Source organism: Undibacterium sp. RTI2.2 (assembly GCF_035018705.1).
Classification (GTDB): domain Bacteria; phylum Pseudomonadota; class Gammaproteobacteria; order Burkholderiales; family Burkholderiaceae_D; genus Undibacterium.
In genome coordinates, this window is the sequence record NZ_JASJXN010000001.1 from 76,514 (window position 1) to 90,025 (window position 13,512).

The following is a 13,512-nucleotide window of genomic DNA, read 5'->3' on the forward strand; positions in this document are numbered from 1 at the left end:
TTGGAAGCAAACAGCATAGCGCAAGACTGGTATTGAGGTTATTTGTGGATTTAGTTCGTAGAGTTAGTGCTCATCAGATATTATTTTGGCTGACATTACGGAACCATTTTTTGGGGATCTAGTGTTTTGAAATGAGATTTTCCAATCTAATTGATATCTGATTCGACCTAATATCGCCTAAAACCCCTATTTGACATAAAGATAGGCAAAGCGCACGCTAGGCATATTATTTTTGGGAGATACATCATGCCGCAATATCGTTCACGCACTACAACTCACGGCCGCAACATGGCTGGCGCCCGCGCACTGTGGCGCGCTACTGGCATGAAGGACGGCGATTTCGATAAACCTATCATCGCCGTGGTGAATTCTTTTACCCAGTTTGTGCCGGGTCATGTGCATTTAAAAGACCTGGGGCAACTGGTCGCGCGTGAGATCGAGGCTGCGGGTGGCGTAGCAAAAGAGTTCAACACGATTGCAGTGGACGACGGTATCGCAATGGGGCACGGAGGAATGCTGTACTCGCTGCCATCGCGTGATCTGATCGCGGATTCTGTCGAGTACATGGTGAATGCACATTGCGCCGACGCGATGGTGTGTATTTCGAACTGCGACAAAATCACACCGGGTATGTTGATGGCGGCGATGCGGGTCAATATTCCGGTGGTGTTTGTCTCCGGTGGCCCGATGGAAGCCGGCAAGGTGATCAAAGTCGTTAATGGGACACAAAAAATCATCAAGCTTGATCTGGTCGATGCCATGATCAAAGCGGGCGACAGTAGCGTGAGTGATGCCGATGTAGCCGAGATTGAGCGCTCTGCTTGCCCGACCTGCGGTTCTTGCTCTGGCATGTTCACCGCCAATTCCATGAACTGTCTGACAGAAGCTTTGGGCTTGGCACTGCCGGGCAACGGCACGATCCTCGCCACCCACTCTGATCGCAAAGAATTATTCTTGCGTGCAGGTCGTCTGATTGTCGATATCGCCAAACGCTATTACGAGCAAGACGATGCCTCTGTACTGCCACGCAATATCGCGACCAAAGCTGCGTTTGAAAACGCGATGGCACTCGATGTTTCGATGGGAGGTTCGACTAACACGGTATTGCATTTGCTGGCTGCTGCACATGAGGCCGGTGTTGAATTTAGCATGGCAGACATCGACCGTATCTCGCGCAAAGTTCCGTGTCTGTGCAAAGTTGCACCGATGACGGATAAGTACCATATCGAAGATGTGCATCGTGCCGGTGGCATTATCGGTATCCTCGGTGAGCTGGCGCGTGGCGGTTTGCTCGATACCAGCTTACCAACCATCCACAGCAAAACCATGGGCGATGCGATTGCCAATAACGACATCATCTGCACCCAAGATCCGGCGGTGCATCAGTTATTCCGCGCGGCTCCCGGTGGTGTGCCGACACAAACAGCGTTCTCGCAATCTGAACGCTTCGCGTCATTGGACACCGACCGTAGCACAGGTTGTATTCGCGATAAAGCCCACGCGTATTCGCAAGATGGCGGCCTCGCTGTTTTGTACGGCAATCTGGCTGAAAAAGGTTGTATCGTAAAGACCGCAGGCGTGGATGAAAGTATCCTCAAGTTCAGCGGCAAAGCGCGGGTGTTTGAAAGCCAGGACGCGGCGGTGGACGCCATCATGGGCGATACGGTACATGAAGGCGATGTTGTCATCATCCGTTACGAAGGTCCAAAAGGCGGCCCAGGCATGCAAGAGATGCTGTACCCCACGTCATACATCAAATCAAAAGGTCTGGGCAAGGTCTGCGCCTTATTCACCGATGGCCGGTTTTCCGGCGGCTCCTCAGGTCTGGTAATTGGTCATGCCTCGCCAGAAGCAGCAGAAGGTGGTGCGATTGGTCTGGTGGAAGAGGGCGACATGATTGATATCGACATTCCTGAGCGTCGCATCAATCTGCGTATCAGCGATGCCGCACTGGCCTCGCGTCGCGCTGCGATGGAAGCCAAAGGCGATGCAGCATGGTTGCCAGTCAATCGTGATCGTTATGTATCGCAAGCATTGCAAGCTTATGCAGCACTCACGACCTCAGCAGATCGTGGCGCTGTGCGTGATTTGTCGCAATTGAAGAAATAGATTTTTGAGGGGCGGTTTTGAGGAACGGAACAGTCGTTGTTTGTAAATAATCAGTGTTGGTTCTGGTTTGAACTGAGAACGACTGTCTTATTGAATCGAGTTTTCTTGTTGTAAAAAGCAGCCAGTAGCGGTTGCGCGTAGTTGATGTTTTCCACGTATGTTGGCTAATAAATCACAGATTGTTATTGATGAAATAATAGAGGTACAACAACGATGTCAAAAGAAAGCTCAGTGTCTGGTATTCTCAAATCTCTTCGCGATCAAGCTCTGAGCTCGAAATGTAGGCTTTTAGACAGACAACCGCAGCTCGATAGGCCGATTTTAACTATTTTCGAATGTTTCTTTTGCTTGCCTTCGAAATCATATTTTTTAGATTTGCCGCTAAAGAATATTTGTGCTTTAAGCCATCATAATTTTTTTGAAACCGGTCAAACGTGGCGAGAGATTTTATACCCAACGCGCGAAAAATCAGGATTGACGTGTCAAGGTTGGTCATCTGGAGTGTTTAATTATTTCGATGGAGAATGGAGAGATAATCTTTTCTCGCAATATGCTGAAAATTGTATGGGTGGCGCGAGGTTTACTGCAATTGGAGGTGCGGTGGTGGTTACTAACGGCATGCATCGGGTGGCCGGTGGATATGTTTATCGAGCAGCGCAGCAAGGAGAAAACGCGGTATTTTCAAAGGTACGTATTCGACATTGCGAACTGATGCCGGAAGTAAAAAAATTCCTAGAAAATCTGGACTCTTCGCTTGGTATATTTATAAGTAAAAGCGAAATTGCTTGCCCAAGATTTTGGATAACAGATTACATCCAAATCACCGCGCGTGGTCTTGTCACTTTACGTCGATTAAGCCCTTTTAATGGATTATTTGGGAAAAAAAAGATGCAGCAGCTATCTCCAGATTTGTTGTCTTGCATACTAAACGACACTTTCTTAAACGCTACTGAAAGTGCGCCACCATATGATGAGTAGGCTACTGCTATTGGCTAAAAATATACCTGTTATTTGCTAACAGGAAAGTGCAAGTTTAGACTCTACACATCTTCCCCAGCGTGAATAGAAAATGACAACAGATCCATATTCTAGCGTATTGCAATTTCTCCATAGCACACGTGAACTTGTCTTCTTAGAACAGGCACTAACCCAAGGTCTGCTACTGACTGACCACGATGTAATTTTACGACCAATTATAGACAATAGTGATCTAACTAATTTTTTCATTAATGAAATTTATCCAAGGATTGAGCGGAAGCTTAACAGTCTTGGAATATCATTTAATGACCTTTCCGATAATGAAAAAAACGTGCTTATGTGTGGTGTAGGTGCTATTTCGGGGAAAATTCCTATGCTATGTTTTACTGAAATTCCAGAGGGGAGGGTGTTGTCAACCCAGCATTTTGGCTTTGGTGGTTATGGTGTGGTTATTAAGCGCTATTGGCTCGAGCAAAACAATGCGGATAGGGTTATATACGTTGGTGAAAATTCACCAACCTCAAAGGCGCTATATTGCATACTTATGGACGCAAAAATACGAACCTTGCACATAGTGACTGGAAAAGGGGTTTTGTGGGGGCAAACACCTGATGAATTGAAAAACGTCTGGAGCTTACTCTCCTATGTCCAAGTACGACATCATTTGGATGAGCTTGAATGGCGAATCGCTGGCTCACACGGATTTATAGGCGGCATTCGTGATGTTGCAAAGCGGTTACCTATTCTTCTCCAAGACATAGAGTATATTTGTGTCCAATATGACAAAGAGATGCCCAGTATGAAGAAACTCATTGAAAATCTCGCGCTTCAACAAAAAGCCACTTCTATTCCAACGATTTTAGTGCAACCAGAAACGATTAACGTAGCAGCTTAATTGCGGTAACACGATCACCTCAATTCAATTAATGGCAGCCACCATGATGCGTACCCAGATTCGCTGGTGCCCCGCCATCTGCACTTGCCAGACTCTGCAATATCCCGCAATCACTGCTCGCTTGTACGTGCTGACATAGGCTGCGTAGCTCACTTAGCTGCGTTTGCAAATTGCTGAGTTCAGCGATTCTGTGTGCTACATGATGGATATGTTCATCCAGCAGCGTATTCACTTCGGCGCAATTTTCTTGCGGCGCGTCGCGGAACTTTAGCAAGCGACGTATCTCTTCTAGCGTCATATCTAGCGAGCGGCAGTTGCGGATAAATTGCAGTCGTTCTACATGTCCATCGTCATACAGCCTGAAATTGCCATCCGAGCGTGCTGGCGGTGGTAACAATTTTTCTTTTTCGTAGTAGCGCACGGTCTCTACCAGACAGCCTGTGCGTTTCGCCAGTTCACCGATTTTTAAACCACCGCTGGATGCAGGGTTCTGATCTCTATTCATTAGATCCTTCGCCATAAAATGCCTTTATTTCCATATTACGCTTGACTCTATACCTGCTACAGGGTCTCTAATGTGCAATATACGCTTTTTTAGGAAACAACATGCCGCACGACCATCATCCGCATCGCCACGCTCATAGCCAAAAGAGCGATCACGAGCAGACTCATCAAGCTCATTCTCACGATAAGCATCAACATGGTCATAGTTGCGGTCACGATCATTCAACGGGCAATCACAAATCGGGGATGGATTTACTCGCTGATAAGGCTGAAATGATCACGGCTGCTGGCAGCGTAAAGTCTTTATTCTCTATTGAAAATATGGATTGCCCGACTGAGGAGGCATTGATACGCAATAAGTTTGCGAACATGGAAGGTATCAGCAAACTGCACTTCAATTTGATGCAACGTAAGTTGACGGTGATTCATCTGGCAGATCAACTGACTCAGGTGCAATCTGCATTGAAGGCAATTGGGATGGATGCGGTGTTGATGAGCGAAGACGCATCTGTCAACCGCGATACGCAGCAAACATCTAATAATCAATCTGGCTCTGTTCGTAAAAAATGGATGCTGATTGGCGTCGCTGGACTAGCTGCGGTCATCGCAGAAGTGATTGCTTTTATCAGTGGGTCTGAGAATAGTTGGCCAGTGATTGTGTTGTCCTTATTTGCGATTAGTTTAAGCGGTTTAGGGACATACAAAAAAGGTTGGATTGCTTTAAAAAATGCGAATCTCAATATCAATGCCTTGATGTCCATCGCGGTGACTGGTGCTGTCATTCTGCAGCAATGGCCGGAGGCGGCGATGGTGATGGTCTTATTTACCCTGGCGGAAATGATCGAGGCTCTATCACTGGACCGCGCGCGTAATGCGATCCGCGGCTTGATGGCGATGACGCCTGAACAGGCGACAGTATTACAAGCAGATGGCAAATGGGAAGTCATCGCGGCGGCGAATGCACAGCTTGGCGCTAGCATCCGGGTTGCGCCTGGTGAGCGGATACCGTTGGATGGTTTGATTAGCAAAGGACAATCAACCGTCAATCAGGCTCCGATCACAGGCGAGAGCATGCCAGTAGAAAAAGTGCCAGGCGATAAAGTATTTGCCGGGACGATTAATCAGACGGGTTCTTTTGACTACACGGTGACGGCATTACAAAATGATTCCACCATGTCGCGCATTATTCATGCAGTGGAAGAGGCGCAAGCTAGTAAAGCGCCAACTCAAGGTTTTGTGGATCGTTTTGCGAAGATCTATACGCCTTGCGTATTTTTGATTGCATTAGCGATCGCCATCGTGCCGCCATTGGCGATGGGTTTGCCTTGGATGATCTGGTTTTATAAAGCACTGGTGCTGCTGGTGATTGCCTGCCCTTGTGCCTTGGTAGTTTCTACCCCCGTCACTGTGGTCAGCGGATTGTCGGCTGCTGCCAAGGCCGGTATCTTGATCAAAGGAGGGCGCTATCTGGAGGAGGGGCGTTATCTCAAGTCAATTGCGCTAGATAAAACGGGCACGATCACACAGGGCAAACCGCAAGTCACCGATGTGGTGATGTTGTCCGGCACACAGCAAGATGGCTTGCGCCTTGCCGCCCAGTTAGCGGCACGCTCTGATCATCCGATGTCGCTTGCAATTCATGCATATTGGCGAGAAAAAAGTGGCGATGTGTTGACGGGTGAGGTCACCGATTTTGAAGCGCTGACCGGTCGCGGTACCAAAGGTCGCATTGCTGCGCAATATCACTATCTTGGGAATCATCGTCTGATCGAAGAATTGGGTACCTGCAATCCAGAAATCGAGACCGCGCTGAATCGCCTGGAAGCGGAAGGTAAGAGCGTCGTCATGTTAAGTAATGATACGCACGTCATCGCACTGTTTGCCGTTGCTGATGCAGTGCGTGATACCAGTCGCGCTGCGATTGCGGAATTACATCAACTCGGCATCCGCACCGTGATGCTAACTGGCGATAACACATTGACCGCTAAGTCAATCGCACGCCAGACCGGCATCGATGATGCACGCGGCAATTTGCTGCCAGAAGACAAACTAGCAGCGATCAAACAAGAGATCGCCGATTATCGTACTGTGGGTATGGTGGGTGACGGTATTAACGATGCTCCGGCGCTGGCGCAAGCCACTATTGGCTTCGCTATGGGCGCTGCCGGAAGTGACACTGCTCTGGAAACTGCCGATGTCGCTTTGATGGATGATGACCTCAGAAAAATTCCTCAATTTATCCGTCTGAGTCGCCGGACTTCTGCCATTCTCAAACAAAATATCGCGATTGCGCTGGGCATTAAAATCGTATTTTTTATAATGGCGATGATGGGAATGGCAACGCTATGGATGGCTGTATTTGCCGATATGGGGGCGAGTTTGATTGTGGTATTTAATGGACTGCGCTTGTTAAAAGCAGTACAGAAAAATAGTTTGCGTGAATGAAATTTTATTAGCTGTATCAGTGCGGATTTTGCTTAATTTAGTTTAAATATCCGCTTGCCGGACCCATTTATGCAATGTCAAAGGCTTGGCTTGCTGCAGGTCTAAAATCAGTTTGGCGGGATTTTCTTGCTGATGTAGCAGCGCCAGATGTTCCGCTTTTAAAAACTTGGCATTGACGGTGTGCTGCAGAAAATCGAGCAGGCTATTGTAAAAACCAGCGATATTCAATAAGCCCAAAGGTTTTTGATGGAAACCTAGTTGCGACCAGGTGAACATTTCAAATAGTTCTTCCAAAGTGCCGACACCGCCCGGCATGGCGATAAACCCGTCTGACAATTCCGCCATCATTGCTTTGCGTTCATGCATATTTTTTACGATGTGTAACTGGCTTAAACCTGTATGGCCAACTTCTTTATCCATCAGGGCTTGCGGGATAACTCCAGTTACTTGACCACCGAGCCGCAAGACTTCATCCGCGATCACGCCCATCAAACCAACATTGCCACCGCCATAGACGAGGGAGATGCTGTTCGATACCATTTCAGCAGCGAGCTGGCGGGCGCCTTGCGCGTAGGCGTCGTCGTCACCGATGGATGAGCCGCAGTAAACGCAAAGCGATTTTATGGTGGACATGGGATTCCTGAAGCGCGGGTGTTGAGCTTACTGGTTAATTTTATGGGTTAATTTTTTTCAGATATTCTTGCGATAGTTTTTCGAAGACGTTTTTAGTTTCGCCGCGCAAGTAAGGGCTGATTAGCACGATCACCTGATAGCAGCCACGCGCCAGGGATTCGGACATGGTTTGTAGCTCGGTGTATTTGCGAGGATTGCGGACGTATTCGTAGGACAACCAATACGTGGCGACCACCACCATGTTGGTCGCAAGGGCGTCAATCTCGATGTCGTTGCCTTCAAACTCACCATCGGTACGCAGGCCATAGCAAAGCTCGGTGGCGACTTTGATTTTGTGCGACAGAATTTGTTTAAAATGCAGTTCCAGATTGCGATTTCTGGACAGCAGATCGTTTAAATCACGATAAAAAAAGCGATAGCGCCAGACCAATTCAAAGGTCAGATGCAGATAAGTCCAGATATCTTGAATGTTCGCTTTACGACCTTCCGGGAACGCGAGTTTTTTATTAATTTCTTCTTCAAATTGAGTGAAGATAGAATTAACAATATCGTCTTTATTACGGAAGTGATAGTAAAGATTGCCAGGAGAGATATGCATCTCTTCAGCAATAACAGTGGTTGTGATATTGGGTTCGCCAAATTCGTTAAATAGGCGAAGTGATAAGTCCAGTATACGTTCCCTGGTACGACGAGGCGTTTTGTGTTGCATGCCGACTCTCTAGAATTATTTTTTCAATAGAATAACATTGAACTGGCAAAGCACAAAAATTGGATAGGGATTTTCCCAAGAGAATTCGTTGTGTTTATAGTGAAACATAAAATTATTCGCTATAAATGAATATTTGACTGGATTGTAGTTGGCGTTGGAATCAGTCTTAATCTACGAATCTGGTGTCATTGCTTAATTTAACTTCCGCGTGGACCAAGCGAGTTTTCGCTAATTTATCATGCAAAAATTGACCATCTTTATCAAGCTTGTATGTTAGCGCCCAAAGGATAATGTTTGCGGTGACGGCCACAATAGCGAGCCAGCCTTTTAATTCGAATTGGTAGGCAATCGCCAGGCCTGGAATAAACCACATCCATGCCAGGCAGTAGCGAACTACTGCTTTAATGATGGGTAATTTTTGTCTCTCGCCATCAATTAGTTTGATATTCCACGTTTTCATTGCCAAAGTTTGACCACTCCGGCACCAAAAAAACACAAAATATATTCCGAGTATGGCGAAGAGCCAGGCCTCACGAGCGTGGCGAAGGGTCAGTGCATGCCTGCTCTGGGTCCAGACGTCGAATATCATGCCTGCCGTAAAAATGACACCGAACAAAAGCATCGCTTCATAAACCATGCAAATAAGCCGACGTTTTAAGGCTGGTGTTACCGGAGGAGGGATAACAGTATTTGTTGTAGCCACTTGTTACTTTGCCGGAGTTTGATATACCGACGTGTTTGGTGCAGGCAACACGCTTGCTGGCAAACTTGCTGATTGGAGTGCAATCACAGCCACCGGCTTGTTTGCTTGTGCTGCCAACGCTGCCTTAGGTGCACCTTTGATAGGAGCCAGAGGTACTGCTTTGCGTTGAGCTTCTGAGGGAAGATTTGTTACGCTTTTTTTCTTCACCGCTTCACTTGCGAGTTTTTTCTTTTCTTCTTCACTTAATTTTTGATACTGCTGCCACTGCTCAGATTTTTTTTCTGAGTTTATTTGAGTTGTACGAGCAAAATTTTCTCGTGCTTGCATGCGTTGTTCAGGCGTTAATTTAACCCAGGCGCGCATACGTTCTTGCACCCGAACTTGCTCGTCTGGCTTCATTACTGCATATTTATTTGCAATTTCTAGCCATTTCTTTTTATTTTGCTCACTCATCCGTTGCCATTCAGGCGCGAGTGGGGCAAGTGCGATTTTTTGTGTCGCACTTAATTCCTGCCAGCTTGGTCTAGTCAATGGCGTTGCTGGTAACGAGGTAGCTTTTTGCGCGACAGTTGGCTTCACGTCAGCAGCGGTAGCTGACATGACGTAAGTTACCGACGCTACCACTGCCATGATTAAGGCAAGGACTTCAGTTCTGTTGACCACGAACAAAGTGGATAAGCGCACGCCTATTCCTCCGCTTTATTCAAATAAGCGCTAAAGCCAGTATCAAGGTAAGCATCAGGTGGCAATTCATCGACTAAAACTGCCGCATCAATTTCTGCTAAATCGCTAATTCTTCTTTGTTGCTCGTATTCGTAAATGCCTGTCAAGCCCATAACCAGTACCAGCAAAGGCAAGATAACGCCCAGCTTACCTAGCCAAGATTGTGGTCCTTGGAAAGAAAACCCCGCATTGCCAGCTAAAACGCCACCAAATGCAAAAACCGCACTTGGCGAAGCTTGCTTTTTGCGTGACATTGCAATTTTGCGCGCATTAGCGAGCCTGTCCAGCGCCGGTGCGGGAATGTTTTCAGCGGATTCGTTTAATGCATGCCGTACTTTGTAGGCAAAGTCGAGGTCTTGCGCTTCTCGTGAGTAATTCATAATGTTATTCCTTTTGCCTTAAGCGATACTGCGAGCGCATGTGTCGCGCGGGAACAATGCGTTTTTACGCTGCCTTCTGAGCAGCCCATTGCGGCGGCAGTCTCTGCTACGTCCATGTCTTCCCAATAACGCATGAGGAAGGCTTCCCGTTGACGCGCTGGAAGTTTTTGTACTTCCTCATCGATAATATTCAGAACTTGTTCACGTTCTATCTTGTCCGCGCTTGATTCCGATGCTTCTGTGCCATCTTCTGCGGCATAACTTTCCAATAAATCAAAATTATCATCGCCTTGATTATTGTTTGGAGTGATACTTGAAAATAAGCTAACCCAAGTATTGCGCACTTTTTCTCTACGAAAAAAATCTAGAATCGTGTTTTGCAAAATTCTCTGAAATAGCATCGGCAATTCTGCCGCAGGCTTATCGCCATATTTTTCAGAAAGCTTGATCATGGATTCTTGCACAATATCCAACGCAGACTCTTGGTTGCGTACGGTATAGACGGCATGTTTGAAAGCGCGACGTTCTACGCCTTCAAGGAAATTGGATAATTCTTTGTCTGTGGCCATCTGTTGGCGTAGCTAATCAATAACTTAGTAATTTTGTTTATCTGTCGCAAAAAGCTATTCTTGCATATTTTTTTGCAGCTATTGGGTTGGCGCACGAGTTACGTGATTGTCTTTCCCTTTAAAAGTGCGCCCATGCTAGCAAAATTCCTTTTCTATGTCCCGTTTTTTGTACAAAGTACCTGATTTGGAAGGGATTTTGTGCTTTAAAAGGTGGAATTTGTCTTGACCAAAATGGTGCAACACAGTACCGTATGAATCCGCCTTGAAATCTCGAGGCAATAAATACTTGCTGGAATCGGCTCACAATGCTGTCCTCTGCAGGTTCGCTCTAATGAAGCAGTTTGTTCTAACCCATGCCACAAGCGTGAGAAGTTGTCTTAGCAAAGCCCAAAATACTGATTGGACGAGTGTTCTAAGCCTTATCTGGAAATATATCCAACGGATGTACCAAGGGTAATGTGACCGCACAAAAAGGAATATCAGCAGACCGCCTCGCTTCGTAATTTCGTCAGGAAAGAACATCCGATCAATCTCCTATGGACCTTGAAAGGAAACGTAAATGAGTTCAGATACAAATACAGAAATAACCGGCGCAGAGATCTTAGTTAAATGTCTGGCCGAAGAGGGTGTTGAGCATGTGTTCGGATATCCGGGCGGTGCTGTACTCTATATCTACGATGCAATTTTTAATCAGGACAAGTTTCAACATATTCTTGTTCGTCATGAGCAGGCCGCGATACACGCAGCCGATGCTTATTCCCGATCCTCACAAAAAGTGGGTGTTGCGCTAGTGACATCTGGCCCTGGCGTTACCAATGCGGTAACTGGCCTGGCAACCGCTTACATGGATTCGATCCCGATGGTGATCATTTCCGGCCAAGTCCCAAGCCACGCCATTGGTCAGGATGCTTTCCAGGAATGCGATACCGTCGGTATTACACGTCCTTGCGTCAAGCATAACTTTTTGGTGAAAGACGTCAGAGATTTAGCGACGACCATTAAAAAGGCTTTTTTTATCGCTACAACGGGTCGTCCCGGTCCTGTGTTAGTTGACATCCCTAAAGATATCAGCATGCACAAGACTACCTATTTTTACCCAAAAGAAATTGAAATGCGCTCTTACAAGCCTGTGGATAAAGGTCATTCTGGTCAGATCCGTAAGGCGGTGCAACTATTGCTGCAAGCAGAGCGCCCGATGATTTATACCGGTGGCGGTGTGATTCTGGCGAATGCGTCGCCAGAGTTGAATAAACTGGTCGATCAATTAGGCTTTCCATGCACTAACACCTTGATGGGATTAGGCGCATATCCAGCCTCTAGCGATAAATTTGTCGGTATGCTCGGCATGCACGGTACTTACGAAGCTAACATGGCAATGCAGCACTGCGACGTGTTGATTGCGATTGGCGCACGTTTTGATGACCGCGTTATCGGTAACCCCAAACATTTTGCGTCTAGTCCGCGCAAAATTATTCATATCGATATTGATCCATCGTCGATTTCTAAGCGGGTAAAAGTTGATATTCCTATCGTTGGTAATGTTAAAGACGTATTGCAAGAATTTTTGTCGCAATTGAGTGTCGCTGAAACCAAATCTAATCCCAAAGCTCTGGCAGACTGGTGGAAGCAAGTCAATGAATGGCGCAAACGCGATTGTCTGAAGTTCCCGACATCGACCGAAGTGATCAAACCTCAGTCAGTTGTTCAGAAAGTTTGGGAAATCACCAAGGGCGACGCCTTCGTCACCTCTGACGTTGGTCAGCATCAAATGTGGGCGGCGCAGTATTACGGCTTTGACAAACCACGTCGCTGGATTAATTCTGGCGGCTTGGGCACGATGGGCGTGGGCTTGCCTTATGCGATGGGTGTTCAGATGGCCAATCCCGGTGCGACTGTCGCCTGTATTACAGGCGAAGCGTCTATACAAATGTGTATTCAAGAGCTCGCTACTTGCAAGCAATATCATTTGACGCCAAAAATTATTTTGCTGAATAACCGTTTCCTTGGCATGGTCAGGCAGTGGCAGCAAATTGATTATGGTTCACGTTATTCCGAGTCGTACATGGACTCTTTGCCGGACTTTACCAAGTTAGTAGAGGCCTACGGCCATGTTGGCATGAAGATCGAAAACCCAGCTGATATTGATGGCGCTTTAAAAGATGCCTTCGCAATGAAAGATCGTCTGGTGTTTATGAACTTCATCACAGATCAAACCGAAAACGTCTGGCCTATGGTCAAGGCGGGCGCTGGTTTGACTGAAATGCTGCTCGGCTCGGAGGATTTATAACATGAGACATATCATTTCTGTTTTGCTGGAAAACGAAGCGGGTGCTTTGTCACGTGTGGTTGGTTTATTTTCTGCTCGTGGTTATAACATCGAAACCTTAACGGTAGCGCCGACCGAAGATGCCACGCTATCACGCATGACCATTGTGACCTCGGGTTCGGATGACATCATCGAGCAAATCACCAAGCACTTAAATCGTCTGATTGAAGTCGTGAAGGTGGTGGATCTGACCGAGGGTGCGCATATCGAGCGTGAGCTGATGTTGATCAAAGTCAGGGCCGTTGGTAAAGAGCGTGAGGAGATGAAGCGTACAGCGGATATTTTCCGTGGACGTATCATTGATGTCACCGAAAAAACTTACACCATCGAACTGACCGGTAATAAAGGCAAGCTGGATGCCTTTATCGATTCCATTGACCGCACAGCGATTTTAGAAACTGTGCGTACTGGTGGTTCTGGCATCGGTCGCGGCGAGCGTATTCTCAAAGTCTAAACAAACAATTAAAGATTTTTAGTCGGAATTATTGGTAGTCATTACACACGCCAATTAAAGACAATATCAAGTTCTAAAATTCTA

At 46.7% G+C, this 13,512-nt stretch carries 13 protein-coding genes; 6 read left to right on the plus strand and 7 right to left on the minus strand.

Features of this window, described 5'->3' with window-relative positions; genetic code table 11:
• The first annotated feature begins 246 nt into the window (after nucleotides 1-246).
• From ilvD to QN395_RS00315, 3 genes are all read left to right on the plus strand, one after another.
• Entirely contained in the window at nucleotides 247-2,109 is a 1,863-nt protein-coding gene (gene ilvD, locus QN395_RS00305) for a dihydroxy-acid dehydratase (protein WP_322119466.1), read from the plus strand.
• 213 nt (nucleotides 2,110-2,322) lie between these two features.
• On the plus strand, nucleotides 2,323-3,087 hold the full coding sequence (locus QN395_RS00310; RefSeq protein WP_322119465.1) for a hypothetical protein: 765 nt from the start codon (nucleotides 2,323-2,325) through the stop codon (nucleotides 3,085-3,087).
• 91 nt (nucleotides 3,088-3,178) lie between these two features.
• The gene (locus tag QN395_RS00315) at nucleotides 3,179-3,982 is read left to right on the plus strand and encodes an abortive infection system antitoxin AbiGi family protein (RefSeq protein ID WP_322119464.1); all 804 of its coding nucleotides are present in this window, start codon (nucleotides 3,179-3,181) and stop codon (nucleotides 3,980-3,982) included.
• Nucleotides 3,983-4,010: 28 nt separating this feature from the next.
• Here the strand turns inward: QN395_RS00315 and cadR are convergent, their stop codons facing one another.
• Nucleotides 4,011-4,487: a Cd(II)/Pb(II)-responsive transcriptional regulator gene (gene cadR / locus QN395_RS00320; protein ID WP_322119463.1), complete on the minus strand. Its 477-nt coding sequence runs from the start codon at nucleotides 4,485-4,487 to the stop codon at nucleotides 4,011-4,013.
• Between the two features lie 101 nt (nucleotides 4,488-4,588).
• On the opposite strand from cadR, the gene QN395_RS00325 reads away from it, so the two are divergent.
• Complete coding sequence (locus QN395_RS00325) at nucleotides 4,589-6,931, plus strand: heavy metal translocating P-type ATPase (RefSeq protein ID WP_323491876.1); 2,343 nt, start codon at nucleotides 4,589-4,591, stop codon at nucleotides 6,929-6,931.
• A gap of 42 nt (nucleotides 6,932-6,973) precedes the next feature.
• Here the strand turns inward: QN395_RS00325 and QN395_RS00330 are convergent, their stop codons facing one another.
• The 6 genes from QN395_RS00330 to QN395_RS00355 form a co-directional block, all read right to left on the minus strand.
• Nucleotides 6,974-7,555 carry a TIGR00730 family Rossman fold protein gene (locus QN395_RS00330; protein ID WP_322121602.1) on the minus strand — a complete coding sequence of 194 codons (582 nt, stop codon included), beginning with the start codon at nucleotides 7,553-7,555 and terminating at the stop codon, nucleotides 6,974-6,976.
• 49 nt (nucleotides 7,556-7,604) lie between these two features.
• Entirely contained in the window at nucleotides 7,605-8,273 is a 669-nt protein-coding gene (locus tag QN395_RS00335; protein WP_322119461.1) for a TetR/AcrR family transcriptional regulator, read from the minus strand.
• Between the two features lie 166 nt (nucleotides 8,274-8,439).
• Nucleotides 8,440-8,976 (minus strand): RDD family protein, encoded by a 537-nt coding sequence (locus QN395_RS00340; RefSeq protein ID WP_322119460.1) that lies wholly within the window; start codon nucleotides 8,974-8,976, stop codon nucleotides 8,440-8,442.
• Nucleotides 8,977-8,979: 3 nt separating this feature from the next.
• On the minus strand, nucleotides 8,980-9,660 hold the full coding sequence (locus QN395_RS00345) for a DUF3106 domain-containing protein (RefSeq protein ID WP_323491877.1): 681 nt from the start codon (nucleotides 9,658-9,660) through the stop codon (nucleotides 8,980-8,982).
• 2 nt (nucleotides 9,661-9,662) lie between these two features.
• Nucleotides 9,663-10,079: a DUF3619 family protein gene (locus QN395_RS00350; protein WP_322119458.1), complete on the minus strand. Its 417-nt coding sequence runs from the start codon at nucleotides 10,077-10,079 to the stop codon at nucleotides 9,663-9,665.
• Nucleotides 10,076-10,648 (minus strand): RNA polymerase sigma factor, encoded by a 573-nt coding sequence (locus tag QN395_RS00355; protein ID WP_322119457.1) that lies wholly within the window; start codon nucleotides 10,646-10,648, stop codon nucleotides 10,076-10,078. The genes QN395_RS00350 and QN395_RS00355 overlap by 4 nt, the downstream gene beginning before the upstream one ends.
• Nucleotides 10,649-11,207: 559 nt before the next feature.
• Here QN395_RS00355 and QN395_RS00360 point away from each other — a divergent pair.
• Together QN395_RS00360 and ilvN are read left to right on the plus strand one after the other, a co-directional pair.
• Complete coding sequence (locus QN395_RS00360) at nucleotides 11,208-12,935, plus strand: acetolactate synthase 3 catalytic subunit (protein WP_322119456.1); 1,728 nt, start codon at nucleotides 11,208-11,210, stop codon at nucleotides 12,933-12,935.
• A 1-nt stretch (nucleotide 12,936) separates the two neighbouring features.
• On the plus strand, nucleotides 12,937-13,428 hold the full coding sequence (ilvN, locus tag QN395_RS00365; protein WP_188565843.1) for an acetolactate synthase small subunit: 492 nt from the start codon (nucleotides 12,937-12,939) through the stop codon (nucleotides 13,426-13,428).
• Nucleotides 13,429-13,512: the final 84 nt, after the last annotated feature.